The 16,316-nt window shown below is 70.7% G+C and carries 17 protein-coding genes and 1 pseudogene; 6 read left to right on the plus strand and 12 right to left on the minus strand.

All coding sequences use genetic code 11. The annotated features are described in order from the left end of the window. From D7Y15_RS19675 to D7Y15_RS19695, 5 genes and pseudogenes are all read left to right on the plus strand, one after another. Positions 1 to 815 (plus strand): alpha/beta fold hydrolase (locus D7Y15_RS19675; RefSeq protein ID WP_233605025.1); only part of this gene is annotated, 815 nt, incomplete at its 5' end. A 38-nt stretch (positions 816 to 853) separates the two neighbouring features. After that, entirely contained in the window at positions 854 to 1,792 is a 939-nt protein-coding gene (locus D7Y15_RS19680) for a proline dehydrogenase family protein (protein ID WP_120576933.1), read from the plus strand. Between the two features lie 3 nt (positions 1,793 to 1,795). Then, positions 1,796 to 2,245, plus strand: a complete 450-nt coding sequence (locus D7Y15_RS19685) for a hypothetical protein (protein WP_126935525.1) — start codon at positions 1,796 to 1,798, stop codon at positions 2,243 to 2,245. A 138-nt stretch (positions 2,246 to 2,383) separates the two neighbouring features. Continuing rightward, the gene (locus tag D7Y15_RS19690; RefSeq protein WP_148712813.1) at positions 2,384 to 2,635 is read left to right on the plus strand and encodes a hypothetical protein; all 252 of its coding nucleotides are present in this window, start codon (positions 2,384 to 2,386) and stop codon (positions 2,633 to 2,635) included. 15 nt (positions 2,636 to 2,650) lie between these two features. Further along, positions 2,651 to 4,786 (plus strand): annotated as a pseudogene (locus D7Y15_RS19695) (ADOP family duplicated permease); the annotation flags it as partial. Positions 4,787 to 4,802: 16 nt separating this feature from the next. On the opposite strand, the gene D7Y15_RS19700 reads toward D7Y15_RS19695, so the two are convergent. The 11 genes from D7Y15_RS19700 to D7Y15_RS19750 all read right to left on the minus strand — a co-directional run bounded on the left by D7Y15_RS19700 (position 4,803) and on the right by D7Y15_RS19750 (position 15,162). After that, complete coding sequence (locus D7Y15_RS19700) at positions 4,803 to 6,596, minus strand: thiamine pyrophosphate-requiring protein (RefSeq protein ID WP_121753569.1); 1,794 nt, start codon at positions 6,594 to 6,596, stop codon at positions 4,803 to 4,805. A gap of 125 nt (positions 6,597 to 6,721) precedes the next feature. After that, on the minus strand, positions 6,722 to 7,066 hold the full coding sequence (locus tag D7Y15_RS19705) for a monovalent cation/H(+) antiporter subunit G (RefSeq protein ID WP_120576929.1): 345 nt from the start codon (positions 7,064 to 7,066) through the stop codon (positions 6,722 to 6,724). Next, positions 7,063 to 7,350, minus strand: a complete 288-nt coding sequence (locus tag D7Y15_RS19710) for a monovalent cation/H+ antiporter complex subunit F (protein WP_120576928.1) — start codon at positions 7,348 to 7,350, stop codon at positions 7,063 to 7,065. Before D7Y15_RS19710 ends, D7Y15_RS19705 begins: the two co-directional genes overlap by 4 nt. A gap of 14 nt (positions 7,351 to 7,364) precedes the next feature. After that, positions 7,365 to 7,862: a Na+/H+ antiporter subunit E gene (locus tag D7Y15_RS19715; RefSeq protein ID WP_120576927.1), complete on the minus strand. Its 498-nt coding sequence runs from the start codon at positions 7,860 to 7,862 to the stop codon at positions 7,365 to 7,367. Further along, complete coding sequence (locus D7Y15_RS19720; RefSeq protein ID WP_121753570.1) at positions 7,859 to 9,226, minus strand: complex I subunit 5 family protein; 1,368 nt, start codon at positions 9,224 to 9,226, stop codon at positions 7,859 to 7,861. The genes D7Y15_RS19715 and D7Y15_RS19720 overlap by 4 nt, the downstream gene beginning before the upstream one ends. Beyond that, positions 9,226 to 9,594: a sodium:proton antiporter gene (locus D7Y15_RS19725; protein ID WP_120576925.1), complete on the minus strand. Its 369-nt coding sequence runs from the start codon at positions 9,592 to 9,594 to the stop codon at positions 9,226 to 9,228. Before D7Y15_RS19725 ends, D7Y15_RS19720 begins: the two co-directional genes overlap by 1 nt. Then, positions 9,591 to 10,034, minus strand: coding sequence for an MnhB domain-containing protein (locus tag D7Y15_RS19730; protein ID WP_120576924.1), 444 nt, complete (start codon positions 10,032 to 10,034; stop codon positions 9,591 to 9,593). The genes D7Y15_RS19725 and D7Y15_RS19730 overlap by 4 nt, the downstream gene beginning before the upstream one ends. Further along, a complete protein-coding gene (mbhE, locus tag D7Y15_RS19735) occupies positions 10,031 to 12,316 on the minus strand; it encodes a hydrogen gas-evolving membrane-bound hydrogenase subunit E (protein WP_121753571.1) in 2,286 nt (761 codons plus the stop codon). Before mbhE ends, D7Y15_RS19730 begins: the two co-directional genes overlap by 4 nt. A 138-nt stretch (positions 12,317 to 12,454) precedes the next feature. After that, positions 12,455 to 13,069: a DUF4276 family protein gene (locus D7Y15_RS19740; RefSeq protein WP_121753572.1), complete on the minus strand. Its 615-nt coding sequence runs from the start codon at positions 13,067 to 13,069 to the stop codon at positions 12,455 to 12,457. Further along, complete coding sequence (locus D7Y15_RS19745; RefSeq protein ID WP_121753573.1) at positions 13,063 to 14,271, minus strand: AAA family ATPase; 1,209 nt, start codon at positions 14,269 to 14,271, stop codon at positions 13,063 to 13,065. The genes D7Y15_RS19740 and D7Y15_RS19745 overlap by 7 nt, the downstream gene beginning before the upstream one ends. A gap of 9 nt (positions 14,272 to 14,280) precedes the next feature. Further along, entirely contained in the window at positions 14,281 to 15,162 is an 882-nt protein-coding gene (locus tag D7Y15_RS19750; protein ID WP_121753574.1) for an AAA family ATPase, read from the minus strand. Positions 15,163 to 15,349: 187 nt separating this feature from the next. Between D7Y15_RS19750 and D7Y15_RS19755 the strand changes: the two genes are divergently transcribed. Then, complete coding sequence (locus tag D7Y15_RS19755; protein ID WP_121753575.1) at positions 15,350 to 15,898, plus strand: hypothetical protein; 549 nt, start codon at positions 15,350 to 15,352, stop codon at positions 15,896 to 15,898. Between the two features lie 3 nt (positions 15,899 to 15,901). Here the strand turns inward: D7Y15_RS19755 and D7Y15_RS19760 are convergent, their stop codons facing one another. Continuing rightward, entirely contained in the window at positions 15,902 to 16,306 is a 405-nt protein-coding gene (locus tag D7Y15_RS19760; protein ID WP_233605027.1) for a cytochrome C oxidase subunit IV family protein, read from the minus strand. Positions 16,307 to 16,316 lie beyond the last annotated feature (10 nt).

A 16,316-nucleotide genomic window follows, 5' to 3' on the forward strand; every position in this document is an offset into this window, starting at 1 on the left:
AAGACATCCAGCGCGGGTATGAACGGCTGGACTGCGAGGAGCGCGTCGTCCGGGGCACGGCGGTGCGGCTGTTCACCTTCCCTGGGGGCAACAGGGATGTATCACGCACGGTGGTCTGTCTTCCGGGGCTGGGCGCCAGTGGCCGGTCGTTCGCGCCCATGGAGCCGCTGGCACAGGCGTGGAACCTCCTGTTGTGGACGCCGCCGCTGAAGACACCGGCGACCCATACGCCGCTCCAGTGGAACCTGTCGGTGCTCAACCACCCGGAGGCGGGGCTGCCGGAGCGCTTCGCCTTGATGGGGTCCTCCTACGGCAGCCTGCTGTCCATCGCGTATGCGTTGGAGCACCCCCAGCGGGTGAAGGCGCTGGTGCTGGTGTCGCCGGTGGCCAGCGTGCGGAAGATCCGGAGGCTGGCGTTGACGCTGTCCACGCTGGTGCGGGCGCCCCGGCCGCTGGCGTATGTGTTCGCGCCCACGGTGGCGCGGGTCATGGGAGGCCGGTGGCTGCCGGCGGAGGGGCGGGCGGAAATCGTGCGCGAGGCCCGGCGCATTTCGCCGCTGGAGCTGATGCGGCGGCTGCGTGACATCCTGGCCGCGGACTTCCTGCACCGGTTGCAAGAGCTGCGCGTGCCCACGCTCGTCATCGAGGGGGGCCGGGACCTGCTGGTGCCGCCCGCGGCCGCGCGCGACGTGGCGGCGCATGTGCCGGGCGCCCGGCTGGAGTTCCTGGAGGCGGCCAGTCACCTGCCGTACATGAGCCACCCGGAAGCGTTCAATGAACGCGTGTCCGACTTCCTCTCGCGGCACCCTGACTGAACAGGCGTTATCTCTAGTCGCGGGGGGAACACATCCACATGACCACGGCCGCAGACCAGCTGTCCCGCTCCGCGCTGCTGTTCCTGTCGCGTCAGTCCAACCTGAAGGACGTGGCCACGCGGCTCAAACCCTTTCGCCAGCTCGCGTCCCGCTTCATCGCGGGGGAGACGCTGGAGGAGGCGGTGGACGCGGTGAAGGCCCTCACGGCGAAGGGGCTGATGGCCAGCTTCGACCATCTCAACGAAGCGGTGCGCTCACCCCCGGAGACTCGCGACGAGGTGAAGCAGTACCTGCGGTTGCTGGCGCGCATCGACCAGGTGGGCGTGCGGGCCAACGTGTCGATGAAGCTCACGCAGTGCGGTCTGTTGTTCGACCGGAACCTGGCGCTGCAGAACGCGCGGGCGGTGGTGGCGGACGCGACGGCGAGGGACTCGTTCGTGCGCGTGGACATGGAGGAGAGCGCCGTCACGCAGACGACCCTGGACATCGTGCGGGATTTGCACTCGGAGTTCGGCGAGCGGCACGTGGGCGCGGTGCTCCAGAGCTACCTGCGGCGCACGGAGGAGGACGCGAAGGCCCTGTGCGCCGAGCGCGTCCGCATCCGGCTGTGCAAGGGGGCCTACCTGGAGGGTTCCGACGTGGCGTTCCCGGACAAGAAGGACGTGGACGCGAACTTCGTGCGCTGCATGCGCATCCTCCTGGACAGCGGCGTGTATCACGGCATCGCCACGCATGATGAGCGGATGATTGACGCCACGTTGGAGTACGCCGCGCGTCAGCATCTGCCCAAGGGCGCCTTCGAATTCCAGATGCTGTATGGCATCCGGCGCGACCTCCAGGAGCAGCTGGCGAAGGACGGCCATCCGGTGCGTGTCTATGTCCCGTATGGGAAGCACTGGTATCCCTACTTCATGCGCCGGCTGGCGGAGCGTCCGGCCAACCTGTGGTTCGTGATGCGCAACCTGATGAAGGGGTAGGCCATGAGGAATCCATACGCCGCCGCATATGTCGCCGGGGCCGTGGGCACCGGCGCCCTGGGAGCGCTGGTCGCCGTGCGCAATGCCTCGCTGGGCCGTCCGCCGCCCTACTCCGCGCGCAACATCGCGCGGCACGTGCTGAGCCGGCTGTTCGGGCGGAAGCTGTCCCGGCGGGAGGCGGCGGACTGGGCCTTCGCGCTACGCGCGGGCTATGGCCCCCTCTTGGGGATGGGCTGGGGCCTGGTGCGAAGGCGCACGTCGAAGTGGTCCCTGCCGCACAGCGGTGTCCTGCTGGGCCTGGGCGTGCTCGCGTTCGAGCGCATGGCCTTTCCCCTCTTCAAGGCGACGGCCTCGGAGAGCAGCTGGACACGCGAGGAGCACGCCTGGCTGTTCGCGCAGACGGCGCTGTTCGGCGTGGTCACCGAGGCGACGATGCGCTGGCTCACGAAGTAGGCCGTTTCACGGAAGTGGGACGGTCGTTCCCAGTTCCGGTCAGGCCCCGGGGCGGCGTGCTCCGTCCGGCGGAGGAAGGCCGTGCGTGGCATCCTCGTTGCTACACGCGCGTCCTCGTCCCCCACCCCTGACAGGTCCATGCTCTTGCACGAAGTCCGGCGCACGTTGCGCTCGATGGCCCGGGAGAAGCTCTTCACCGCGGTCGTCGTGTTGACGCTCGCGCTCACCATTGGTGCGACCACGGCGGTCTTCAGTGTCGTGTACCCGGTGCTCTGGCAACCCCTGCCGTATCCGGAGTCGGAGCAGCTGGTCCGCCTCTTCCAGGCGACGACGCCGGGCGCGGGGGCCGGGCCGCACAAGGACCGCACCCGCGTGAGCCTTCCGGTGTAGACCGCGTGGCGCGAGGGTGCCCGGAGCTTCTCCGGCATCGAGGGCGTGCGGGTGGCGAAGCAGCTGCTGGGCGGAGCGGGGCTGGAGGCGCGGCTGACCGTGGGACGCGCCTCCGCGGGGCTGATGCCCCTGCTGGGCGTCCAGCCCGCCCTGGGGCGGCTCTGGGGGATGGAAGGAGAAGTTCCGGGCCGCGACCGCGAGCTGGTGCTGACCCATGCGCTGTGGCAGCGGCTGTATGGGGCGGACCCCGCCGTCCTGGGCCGGAGCGTCCTGCTGGACGACACGTCGCACGTCATCGTGGGCGTGCTGCCGGAGGACTTCCGCTTCGAGCCGGAGGTGGAGGCGTGGAAGCCCCTGGCGCTGGATGTGCTCAAGGACGGCGGCAATACGCTGCGCGTCGTGGGCCGGATGCGTCCGGGCGTCTCCCTGGAGCAGGCCCGGGGGGAATTGCTTCCGCTCACGCTCGCCGCGGCGGACGTCCCGGGCGAGCCACGGGTGGGGGTGCACGTGGAGCCCCTCCACGCGTACTTCGTCGAACAGTCCCTTTCGCAGCTCCAGATCGCGGCCGGGGCGGCGGTGCTGCTGTTGCTGTTGGGGTGCTCGAACCTCACCAACCTGCTGCTCGCGCGGGGCAGCGCGCGGATGCACGAACTGTCGGTGCGGCTCGCGCTGGGAGCGACCCGGTGGCAGCTGGTCCGGCAGGTTTTCGTGGAGAGCGCGGTCCGGGCCGCGTTCGGTGGCGTGGGCGGGTTGCTGCTCGCGCTCTGGGGGCGGGGACTGCTCACCCTCTTCATTCCAGGCTGGTTCGTGTCCGGCCCGGGGCTCGAGCCCTCCTTGCTCGCCATCGTCGCGGCCGTGTCGCTGGCGACGGCGGTGCTGGTGGGGGTACTGCCCTCGCTCCACGCCTCGCGCGGAGAGGCCCGGGCCGTGCTCGCGCCTATGGCGCGCGGAGGGCGCGGCGCGACGTCCCTGGGCTGGGCGCGCTCGGCGCTGGTCGTCGCACAGCTGTCCCTGGCGCTGGTGCCGCTGGTGGGCGCGGGGCTCATGCTGCGCACGCTGTGGAAGCTCCAGGCCGTGCCGCTGGGCTTCGAGCCCGAGCACGTCACGGTCGCGGAGGTGTTCTTCCCGCTGGAGCAGTTCCCCGATGAGGCCCGGGCCTCGGCCCTGGCCCAGGCGCTCATCGCGCGGATGGAGGCGCTCCCCGGCGTGGACTCGGCCGGGCTCACCGCGGCGCTCCCCTTCTCGGGTGAAGTCTGGCGCGAGACGGCGGGCTTCCACATCGTGGGGATGCCCCCGCCATCCGGGATGCCTCCCCGAGCCGGTTACGTTCCGGCCAGCGCGGGCGCGTTCCGCGCGATGGGCATCGCGTTGAAGCAGGGCCGCCTCATGGACGCTGGCGACACAGCGGATCATCCCCCCGTGGTGGTCGTCAGCGAGGCCTTCGCGCGCCGGTACCTCCCGGGCCGGGAGCCGGTGGGTGTCCGGCTCCAGTTGGACAGGGACGCGGCGCCCCGGGAAGTCATTGGCGTCGTCGGGGACGTGCCCATGGAGCGCATCTCGGTGGCGCCGTCCGGGGACCTCTACGTCCCGCTGGGCCAGGACATGCGCAAGAGCCTGAACCTGGCGGTGAAGTCCTCGCTGCCAGCGACCCAATTGCTGGCGCTGCTACAGGAGGAGGTCCGCGCGGCGGATCCAAACCTGCGGCTGCTCAACGTCCGCCCGCTGGACCGCGTGGTGGAGGCCGGCTCCGCCCGGGTGCGGGTGCTTGGCGGACTGCTGGCGGCGTTCGCGCTGCTGGGCGCGGTCCTGGCCTCGGTGGGGTTGTATGGCTTGCTGGCCTTCTGGGTGACGCAGCGGACGCGGGAGCTGGGCATCCGGAGCGCTCTGGGCGCGACGCCTCGGGGACTGCTCCGGCTGGTCGTGACCCAGGGATTGCGGCTCACCGGCCTGGGCCTCGCCGTGGGGCTGCTGGGCGCGGGGCTGCTGGCCCGCGCGCTCTCCGCGATGCTGTATGGCATCACGCCCCACGACCCGCTCATCTTCGTGGGAGCGCCCGCGCTGCTCTTCCTCACCGCGCTGGCGGCCAGCTGGATTCCCGCGGTCGCCGCCACGCGTGTCTCCCCTGCCGAGGCCCTCAAGCAGGACGCCTGAGGACCCCTGCCCCACCTCAGGGCTTGTTGCCCTTGTGGGGGAGGAGGTTCTCCACCATGTCCTTCAGGGACTGCTTGAGGAAGCCGCCCGCGTCCGGGTCGCCCTTCACGACGGCGGAGGCGAACATCTTCGCCTGCTCCACGGTGATGTGCGGCGGCAGGGGCGGCACGTCCGGGTCCACCCAGGCCTCGAAGACGACGGGCCGGTCCGCGGCCAGCGCTTCATCCCATGCGGCCGCGAGCCGGTCCGGCCGGTCCACGCGGATTCCCTTGAGGCCCAGGGACTCGGCGTATTTCGCGTAGGGGAAGTCCGGCAGCTCCTGCGACGCGGCGTACTTCGGGTCGCCGGCCATCGCCCGCTGCTCCCAGGTCACCTGGCCCAGGTCTCGGTTGTTGAGCACCAGGACGATGAGGCGCGGGTCCTTCCACTCCTTCCAGTACTTCGCCACGGTGATGAGCTCCGCGTTGCCATTCATCTGCATGGCGCCGTCGCCCACCACCGCGAGCACCGGGCGGTGCGGGAACGCGAACTTCGCGCCCAGGGCGTACGGCACGCCGCAGCCCATGGTGGCCAGGTTGCCGGACAGGGACGCCATCATCCCCTGCCGCACCTTCAGGTCGCGCGCGAACCAGTTCGTGGAGCTGCCGGAGTCCGCCGTGAGGATGACGTCCGTGGGCAGCTTCGGGGACAGCTCCCAGAACACTCGCTGCGGGTTGAGGGGGTTCGCGTCGTTCATGGCGCGCGCCTCCAGCACCTTCCACCAGCGCGCCACGCCCTTCTCCACGCCCTCGCGCCAGCTCCGGTCCTCCTTGCGCTTCAGCAGGGGCAGCAGCGCGCGCAGCGTCTCCTTCGCGTCGCCAACGAGCCCCACCTCCATGGGGTAGCGGATGGAGAGCATCCGGCCGTCCAGGTCGACTTGAACGCCGCGCGCCTGGCCCTCCGGCGGAAGGAACTCCGAGTAGGGGAAGCTCGTCCCCACCATCAGCAGCGTGTCGCAGTCCTGCATCAGGTCCCAGCTGGGCTTCGTGCCCAGCAGGCCGATGGAGCCCGTCACGAAGGGCAGCGCGTCCGGCAGCACCGTCTTGCCCAGCAGCGCCTTGGCCACTCCCGCGCCCAGCCGGTCCGCGACCTCCAGCACCTCGTCCGCCGCGTTCATGGCGCCCGCGCCCACCAGCATCGCCACCTTCTTGCCCGCGTTGAGGACGTCCGCGGCGCGGCGCAGGTCCGCGTCCTGGGGAATCACTCGCGGGGACGCGTAGCCCACGCTGGAGTGCACGGTGCCGTGCTTGCGCGCGGGTGGTTCGTAGGGCAGCTCCTGCAAGTCGTTGGGCAACACCAGACACGTCACGGTGCGCTCGCACCGGGCGATTCTCACGGCCCGGTCCAGCGCGTGGCGGATGGCGGAGGGCGCGGTCACCATGGTGACGTACTCGCTGGCCACGTCCTTGAAGAGAGAGGTGAGGTCCACCTCCTGCTGGTAGTGCCCGCCCAGGGCCGTGCGCGCCTGCTGGCCGACAATGGCCACCACGGGCTGGTGGTCCAGCTTCGCGTCGTAGAGGCCGTTGAGCAGGTGGACGGCGCCCGGGCCGGAGGTGGCCATGCACACGCCCACCTCGCCGGTGAACTTCGCGTGCGCGCAGGCGGCGAAGGCGGCCATCTCCTCGTGGCGGACCTGCACGAACTGCATTTCGGAGTTGCGCCTCAGCGCGCCCATCACGCCGTTGATGCCGTCGCCCGGGTAGCCGTAGACGCGGCGCACGCCCCACTGGATGAGGCGATAGACGAGGTAGTCGCTGACGGTGGCGCTCATGCGCGAGGCTCCTGGGCAGGGGGAGGTCCCTCGCGTATCAAGCTAGTGACCGCGGTGTGCCCTGGAGCCCGGGGGCATCCCGGTGCCCGTCCCGCCCTTCTGGGAGCGGGCCTGCGTGCGGGCGGCTACTTCCGCTCGTGGCCTTCCGGTTCGTGCCGGTGCCGCCGGCCCTTGTCGTGGGCGAGCTCCGGGCGCTTCTCCGCCAGCCAGGCGATGGCGTGGGCGGAGCTGGGGATGGTGAGCATCAGGAACGCGGCGACGAGCAGCCCTCGCAGGAGGAGCCAGCCGTCCGCCGTCGCCAGCGTGGCGCCGATGATGACCAGCGCCCCGCCGAAGGGCACCGCGCCCGCCGCGTGCACGCGCGTGAGCACCGAGGGCAGCCGGTACATGCCGATGATGGCGGCGGTGATGAAGAACAGGCCCAGCACCACCAGGCCGTCGGCCACCCACTGCAACCCGGCGGACATCATCGGCTGTCCTCCTCGTCGTGGAAGGTGCGGCCGTGGTGCAGGAAGCGGGCGCCGGCCACGGTCTGCACGTAGGAGAGCAGGGCCAGCACCAGGGCCGCGTCCAGGTAGCCGGCCTCGCCGCGTGTCGCGCCGTACAGCGCCAACACCGCGCAGATGACCAGGCCCAGGGTGTCCACGGACATGAGCATGTCCGCCGAGGACCGCTGGCGTGAGGCCAGCAGCACCAGCGCTCCCAGCAGGCCCACCATCCACACGATGGCCAGGGTGAAGAAGGTCTTGTGCATCGCAGGCCGCCTCCCTACGGGAACACCGCGCGCTGGTAGCGCTGGTAGAAGTTGTCCTGCTGCCGGATCAACCGGTCCGGATCCGACGCGTCCAGCGCGTGCATGCGCATCACGCGCTTCTTCCAGTCCAGCTCCAGCAGCACCGTGCCCGGGGACAGGGACATGACCCACGAGGACACCTGCACGCCGCGCGCGGTGCGCTCGCCCATGGGGACCTCCACGACGCCCGCGTGATTCGCACGGTCGGCGGGGCCGAAGATGACCGTGAGCACATGGAAACAACTCCGCGTCACCAGCACGGCCAGGGCCCAGCCGAAGCGGGGCAGGTGCAGCGTGCGGCGCCAGTGCTCGCGAGCACCCAGGACCGGGGGCAGGACCGCCAGGGGGAACAGGCGCATCACCCCCAGGGCCAGCACCGCGCCCAGCGCGAGGTCCACCGGGTGGAAGCTGCCCACCATCAGCGCGTACAGCAGCGCCAGGGACAGCATGTGCACGAGGGTGCGCGGGCTCATGGCAGCGTCCCCAGACCCTGGATGGCGTCGCGTCCGGCGCGCAAGAGCGGCTCCGGCCAGAGGCCCGCGGCGATGAGCGCGAGGGACAGCGCGTACACCACCGCGCCCGTGCCCCGGTGCAGGGCCGCGCCCTCCCTCAACCACCGCTCGCGCTGGTAGGCGCGGAAGAGGGCCAGGAGCGACAGGGCGCTCGCCAGCACCACCAGCCCCGCGAGCCAGGCATGCCCCTGCTCCAGCGCCGCTCGCAGCAGCCAGGCCTTGGACCAGAAGCCCGCGGTGGGCGGCACTCCCGCCGTGCTGAAGGCCGCCACCGAGTAGGCCCTGCGCGCCCGCTCGCCGCCCCGGTCCTGCGCCAGGAACAGCGCCGTCTTGTCCACGGAGCCCGCCAGCGCCAGCGCCACCGCCGCGCACAGGCCCTCGCGGCCATCCAGGCTCAGCGCGGCGATGATGAGCCCCGCGTGCGAGATGGACGCGTACCCGAGCACCTCGCGCGTGTCCCGCCGGGAGAGCGCCAGCACGGAGCCGTAGAGGATGCTCGCCGCGCCCAGGATTTCCAGCAGCGGCCGGGCCTGCGCCAGCACCTGTGGCAGCACGTCCACGCCGAAGCGCAGCAGTCCATAGCTGCCGATGTTCGCCAGCGCTCCCGCGAGCAGCGCCGCCACCGTGGGGCCCGCGTCCCGGTACACCGCTGGCGCCCAGAAGTGGAATGGGAAGAAGCCCAGCTTCACGCCGAACGCGCACAAGAGCAGCGTGCCGGGCACCAGCAGCGCGAACGGCTCCCCCGCCTGTCCCCACGCGATGATGGACAGCATGTCCAGCGTTCCGGTGGTCAGGTACAGCATCACCACCGCCGTGAGGAACAACGAGGACCCCATCAGGTTCACCACCACGAAGGTGAACGCGGCGCGCAGGTTCCGGGGCTTCTCGCCATACGACGCCAGCGCGAAGGCGGACGTCATCGCCAGTTCGAAGAAGACGTAGAAGTTGAACGCGTCCGACGTGAAGAACACCCCCGTGAGCCCCGCGCCCATGAAGACCACCAGCGCGGGGAAGCTGCGTGACGTGATGCCTCCCGCCACGTGCTCGTACACGAGCGTGCCCAGCAGCACCGACGTGGACACCAGCGCGAACACGATGGAGAGCTGATCCGCGCGCAGGCGGATGCCCACGCCCACGGGCCAGTCTCCCGTGACGAACTGGGGCGCCTGCGCGCTCCAGGCCTGGGGCAACAGCCACACCGTGCACACGAGCGTGCCCGCGAGCCCCGCGATGGCCAGCCACGCCACCCACGCGCGGCGCCCGTCCAGGAACGCCAGCACCACGCCCAGCACCCACGGCAGGAGCAGTGGACCCCAGAGCGGCATCAGGAGTCCTCCTCCCTCTCCACGGCGTGCACGCGCTTGAGCTCCGCTTCCACCAACCGGTCCGTGCGCAACGAGCCGTGCGCCCGCTGCGTGCGGTGCACCAGCGTGAGCAGCAGCGCGGACACCGCGAAGCCGATGACGATGGCCGTGAGCGCCAGCGACTGGAGCACCGGGTCCGTCACCGGCCAGCCCTGCTGCACGCTCAGCGCCTCGCCGCGCTCCGGGAAGGAGCCCGCGAGGATGAGCAGGACGCTGGAGTTGGTGATGAGCACCGTGCCGCACGCCACGCGCACCAGCTCGCGCTCCAGCACCATGCGCACGCCGCACGCGAACAGCAGGCCCACCACCAGGGATGCGATGAGGATCATGGTCCGGACTCCTCCTCCGCTCCCGTGCGCAGGGCGAAGCGGTCGATGACGGTGACCACCAGCCCGAAGACGATGAGCATCAGTCCTCCCTCGAAGATGAGCGCGGTGTGCAGGTGGAGGCCTCCTATGCCCAGCTCCGGCTGGTCCGGTCGGGGGAAGAGGCTCATGGGCGTGTAGCCCGCGAGCACGGGCAGGAACGCCGTGCCCACCACGAGCAGCAGCCCCACGCCCGCCAGCGGCGCCGCGTACCGCACCGCCACGTAGCGCCGGGCCTGGTCTCGACCCGCCACGACGTACTGGAGCAGCACCGCGAGGCCGGCGAGCGCCCCGGCCGGGAAGCCGCCGCCCACCGACGCGCCGCCCTTCAGCCAGAACGAGAGCGCGATGATCAACGACGGCCACAGCAGGAGGCGCGACAGGGGTGGGACGAAGGAGATCATGGCTTCTTCCCCTTCAGGGTCAGGAGGCTGGTGACGCCGAGCAGCGCCGCCACCACGACGGTCATCTCCCCCACCGTGTCCAGGCCCCGGAAGTCCGTGAGCACGGCGGCGACGACGTTGGGCGAGTGCGCGGCTTCCGCCAGCTGCACCGTGCGCGCGCCAACGCGGTCCGCATGGAGATGGGACAGGGCGCTCCAGCTCAGCAGGAAGGCGCTCGCGCCCGCGACACTGGCCGCCAGGCGGTCGCGTCCGCGGGGGTTCTGGGCCTCGTGCTGGGCACGCGCGAGGCGGCCGCGGGGCAGCAGGGCCAACAGGCCCGCGAAGAGCAGCGTGAAGGTGGTCTCCACCAGCACGGAGGTGAGGGCCACGTCGGGCGCGGCGGCGAAGGCGAACACCATGGCCAGGCTGAAGCCCACGCAGGAGATGAGCAGCACCAGCCGCAGGTGACCCTTCGCGCGCAGCGTGGCCAGCGCGGCGGCGGACGCGAAGGCGAGCGCCATCACCAGCGTGATGTCCGCCCACCCCACCGGGCCCACCTTGAAGCGGTCGCGCAGCGGCGTCACGCCCAGCACCGCGAGGCCCAGCAGGCCCGCGGGCACCAGCACGGACGCCACGCGGTCGCGCAGGTCGCGCACCTCCTTCTCGTGCAGCCACGTGGACAGCCGGTCCAACTGGTGCAGCAGCAGGCGATAGCCTCGCTCGGCGCCTACGTGGGACGCGCCTTCCAGCACGCGGGAGAGCGCGGGCGCCCACGCACGGCGCGAGGCGAACAGCGCCACGCCCAGGACCCAGGCCCCCACGGCGAGCAGGTTCTCCGCGCGCGCATCCAGGTGGTACGCGAGCTCCAGCGTGGAGGGCTCGCCACGCATCGCCTCCGCGGCGGCGCGGGAGGGCGCGACCAGGAGCCCCGGCAGCACGCCGCCCAGGAGGATGGCCGCCGCGAGCACGGCGACGGGGGCCACGAGCAGGCGCGGTGCGGCGGGCACGTCCTGGCGCGGTCCACCGAAGAGGCCCCACCACAGGCGCAGCGTGTACGCGAGCGTCATGCCCGCGCCCACGAGCCCGGCCGCCATGAACGCGGGGCCCTCCTTCGCGAGCGCGTGGAAGAAGACCTCGTCCTTGAAGAAGCCCACGGTGAGGGGCAGCGCGGCGAGCCCCGCCGCCGCGACGGCGCTGGCGCCCGCGAGCACGGGGAGCGAGTGGCGCAGGCCGCCGACCTCGGACAGATTCTTCTTCCCGGTGACCTGGGTGATGGCGCCCGCGGTGAGGAAGAGGGCGGCCTTGCACGGCGCGTGGGCCGCCACGTAGAGCGGCGCGCCTTCCGAGCCCAGCGCCACCAGCACCAGGGCGTAGCCGTACTGCGCGATGGTGGAGTACGCGAGCACGCGCTTGAACGGATCCGCCACCAGGGCCATGAGGCTGCCCATGCCCAGAGACAGGAAGCCGATGGCGAGCAGGCCGTGGCGCACGTCCGTGGCGGGGGCGAACAGGGGATAGAGGCGCTGGAGGAGGAAGACGCCCGCGGCGACCATCGCGGCCGAGTGCAGGTACGAGGACACGGGCGTGGGCGCGGCCATGGCGCGAGGCAGCCAGAAATGGAACGGCACCTGCGCGCTCTTGCCCAGCGCGCCCACGGCCAGGCACACCAGGGCGCCGGTGGACGCGGGGTTCTGCGCCGCGCGCTCGAAGACGAGCGGCAGGGAGAAGGTGCCGTACTGGAGGCCCAGCGTCATGGCGCCCGCGAAGAAGACGACGGAGGTGGCGCCGGTGAGCACGAGCGACAGGAGCGCGGCGGCGCGCGACTCGGGGTCCTCGCGGTCGAAGCCGATGAGCAGGTAGGAAATGATGGTGGTGAGGTCCAGCGCCACGAAGAGCAGCAGCAGGTCATCCACGGTGACGAGCAGCACCATGGCGGCCATGAACGCGAGGAGGAGTCCCTGGAAGCGCACCTCGTCGCGAGCGGGACGGCCTTCCTCGTGGAGGTGGTGCGGCATGTACGCGCGCGAGTACAGGACCACGAGCGCGCCGATGCCGAGCGCCATCGCGGCATAGAGGCCGGACAGGCCGTCGCGAGTGAACTCCAGCGACAGGCCCCAGGAGGGGGCCCAGGGAAGCACGAGGCGCGTGGGCGCCTGTGTTGTCCATTCATGGACCAGCGCCCCCATCGCGGCGAGCGCGCCCAGGGCGCCCATCCAGGCCGCGGCGCCCGGACGCCACCGGCCCGCGACATAGGCGAGCGGCGCGCACGCCAGGGCCAGGAGGATGGGCAGGAGGAGGGGCATGGGCGAAGAGGCCCACGTTAGGAGTGGCCCGCCGATGCAGGCACACAACCGTCAGCCCCGCGCGCGGAGCGTCACCCGCAGGTCACTCGCGGAGCCGGGGCCGTGCGCTGGTGGACACAGCCCCTCCGTTCCGAGGACTCAGGTCAGCAGCCCGTCCAGCACGGTGAACAGCCGCTCGCAGTGCACGGAACGGGCGCGCACGAGCGCGGGGTCCACCTTCCCCAGCAGGTCCGAGCAGTGCTCGATCTTGTGGTACCGGCCCTTCTGCGTCCCCTGGGTTGCCTTGTCCAGGGCGCCTTCGAGGACGGTCTTGGGAATGGCCTCGACGCTATTCGTCTTGGGAAGACTCCCGAGCGCGAAGCCCTTTCCGTAGTAACCCTGGAGCGCTTCGGGGTCCGCCATGAGCCATGCCTCGGCGGTCTGGACCATCAGCTGGCAGGAGTCGTCCGAAGCATTCTCGGGACGCTGCCATGGGTCGCGCGTCGCGAGATGGGCCCAGGGCGGCTTGCTCACCGGGCCTTCTGAATCAACGAGCAGGATGTTGAAGGCGGAAGGGTGATCCTTGAGTGCGTGCCTGAATCCATCAAAAGCGGCATCGCGCGGACCGCACAGGATGAGCTGCCAGCGGACATTTCTCCTCCTCGCGCGCTGGACGATTTCCTCGAAGAACTGACCGAATCCAGCCCTCAGTCGCGCCTTGCCGTAGTTGGTATTTCCGCCTCCCTCGATGTAGAGCCGGATCTCCTTCACCATCGGGTTCCCCCCAACTCGCCCATCCGCCAGACCTCCCCCAGGCTGTACCGCGACAACCACTCCGACAGCTTTTCCTTCTCCAAGCGCCGCAACACCGTTCCGCCCTGCTCCTGCTCGCAGACGACGACGGATTCTGGTTCCTCGGAGAGCGCGGAGACCAGCGTGTCCGAGTGGGTGGTCACGATGAGCTGCGTGCGCGTGCTCGCTTCGCGCAGGAGCCTTCCGATGACCGGCAGGATGTCGGGATGCAGCCCTAGCTCTGGCTCCTCGATGCAGATCAGTGGCGGCGGCGTCGGGTGGCACAGCAGGGTGAGCAGGCAGAGGTAGCGCAGCGTCCCGTCGGACAGGCGGGTCGCGGGAATCGGCGTGCTCAGGCCCTCCTCGAGGAAGTACACCTGGACGGTTCCGCCGGAGATCCTGACCGAGAAGTCCTCCACGCGCGCATAGAGGAGGCGAAGGTTCTCCAGCAGCGTCTTCTTCACACCCGGCCGGAACTCCAAGTCGTTGAGCACGAGCCCCAGGTTGCTTGCGTCCTCCAGCAGGAAGTCTCCCGGAAGGTCAGTTCGCTGCGGAAGACGTGGGGGCGTGTAACGGCCCAGGTTCCATTCCCGATGCAGCGAAATGAGCCCGAACCGGGTGCCTGCGAAAGTCAGTTCTGGGTACACATCCATGTCGCGCCGCTGAGAAAAAACGGACGCCTCGGAACTCAGTGAGCCCTTGGTCAGGCGCCGGAATTGCCGCCCCTTGGAGGCCCCAGGTCGAGTCGCCAGATCCGCCCGGACCGTGAGGACGGGAGCCCCACCGTTGAACTGATAGAAGTGCATGGGCTGCGGATCATTGTCGTCCGATCGCTCATTCGTGAGGAGCTCATCCACCAAGCTCAGTCGCTGCCCCTCCACCGTGAATGCCAACTGGTAGCTCAGTGGCATGACCCCTTCCGGATGGTCCAGAACGACTTCCAGCTTCGCGGTGGGCGGGCCAGGCTCTGTTCCGCCTTTCCACAGCCACTCCGTGACCCCTCCCCCTTCGCGGATGGGCGCCAGGAGATTGCCAGGAGTCGCCCGGAGGAGTCCCAGCGCCTCGATGAGGTTGGACTTTCCGGACGCGTTCGGCCCAATCAGGACGTTGAGTGCCCGAAGGGGGAAGGCTTCGGAGTCAGGTCCGAACGAAAGGAGGTTCCGGAGGCGGATGCTGCGGAGCATCCCGGCACTCTACAGCGAGTCCAGCAGCTCCCGGCACTCGCGGCGCCAGTGGAGCGCGGTGGCGGGCACGGGGTTCACACGCACGGAGCCGTCCGTGGGCTCTCGTGACAGGAGGCGCACCTCTTCCGGACGCACGTGCTCCAGCAGGTCCGGCGAGTGCGTGGCCAGCACCACCTGCACCGGCTGGCCTCCCGTGGACTCGCCTCGCGTCATGGCGCGAAGGAGCTCCAAGACTTCGCGCACCAGGCCCGGGTGCAGGGCGCGCTCCGGCTCGTCCAGCGTGAGCAGCTCCGGCAACGGGCGCTGGTAGGGCAGCACCAGGAACGCGAGCAGCCACAGCACCCCGTCCGACACGTAGTCGGGGCCGAACCACACGTCCGGACTCCAGCGGTCGCGGAAGCGCAGCCGGAAGGAGCGGTCCTCCAGGTCGCGCGCCACGTCCACCTCCGACAGCGACGGCACCCGCCGGGCCAGTTCCTGGGAGATGACGTCCCGCGTGGACATGGGCAGCGCCGCGAAGACGCTCGCGAGGTTGCCGCCCTTGCGCTCCAGCCAGGTCGCCTTCGCGGACGAGCCAGCTCCGCGCAGCGCCTCCATGCTCAGCGACAGCTGCTGCGTGGAGTGCCCCTGGCCGGGCAGCGTGTCCATCACACTGAACGGATACTCCACGCGCGTGCGGTCGCCGTGCGCGTACGTCCATTCGATGGAGAGCGGACGGGACTCATCCCGCCGCCAGAAGTCCGAGGGCTCGTACGCGAGCTGGTGTTGGAGCCCCTCCAGCACGGCGGTCTTCCCCGACGCCGAGGGCCCCACCAGGACGGTCAGTGGCTCCAAGGCGAGCTGCACGCGAAGCAGGCACCGGTAGTGCTCGAAGCGGACGGAGGCAATCACAGCTGGAAATCTAACGGCCTCCCCCCAGGGGCCGTCCATGGCTCCAAGCGGACCCAGGCTCCAACGTGGGGTGTCCTCCACGCCCTCCAGGCGGCCAGGCCCTTCCCCGGCGGGGTCTCCGCCACGGCCGAACCGGGTCCTCTCTCCGAGCGGCAGTTCCTACTCTCGACGAGGAAGGGAGTGGGGGATGCGGATGCGCGGACGGCGCCAGGCGGTGGACCATGCGGTGGCGCCGTGGAACCCCGTGCGCGATGCCGTGCTCCCCGGTGCGCTGGCGGGAACGGTGGGCGCCTTCGCGATGACGGTGCTCGCCTGCGCGTTCGCGGCCGTGCTGCAAGGCGAGCCCTGGAGGCCTGCGCTCCTCGTGGCGGGGCTGTTCTTCCGCGGTGGCGCGGCCCAGGGAGCCGGCGCGGTGCTGCTCGGGCTGTTCATCCACTTCGCCGTGGCGGGTGGACTGGCCACGGGCTTCGCGCTCCTGCTGCCACGCCGGGGCACCGCCGTCGCGGCGCTCTGTCTGGGAATGCTCTACAGCCTGGGCCTGTGGGCCGTGATGACCCGGCTGATGATTCCCTTCGCTTCGCCACCCCTCGCGCGCGAAGCCTCCTCCGCGCTGCTGTTCCTCCTGCACATCGCGTTCGGCGCGGCGCTCGGCACAGTGCCTGCGCTCCGGGATGTCCTCACCCGCGTGGACCGGCTGCGGCGTCAACTCCACGCCCTGAGGACCTCCCCACCCTGACGCTCACGGCTCCCGAGGACCCGCGGGCTCCGGCGGCCTCGCGCTCCTCGGGTCCTCCATCGCTCCTGGCAGGGCCTCCACCGGGAACGGACCTGGAGGAATCGTGGGACGGAAGCGCGTGCGCGTCTCCAGCACGCACACGGCCAGCAGCACCGCCACGAACACCACGGACGTGAGCAGCACCAGCCCGTTGCTCGTTCGCTGCTCTCGCAGGTGCATGTAGAACAGGGCGATCAGCAGCCCCTTCGCCCCCGCGATGAGCAGTGCCACCGGCAGCGACCACGTGCCGTGCGGCAACTTGTGCAGCCCGTACGTCAGCGCCGTCAACGCGAGCAGCACCCCGCCCACGACCAGCACGCCGGCCACGCTCAGCTGACGCCCCGGCTTCTCCACCGCGTCCTCGGTCACGGGCCCGCTC

The organism is Corallococcus sp. AB030, assembly GCF_003668965.1.
Classification (GTDB): domain Bacteria; phylum Myxococcota; class Myxococcia; order Myxococcales; family Myxococcaceae; genus Corallococcus; species Corallococcus exiguus.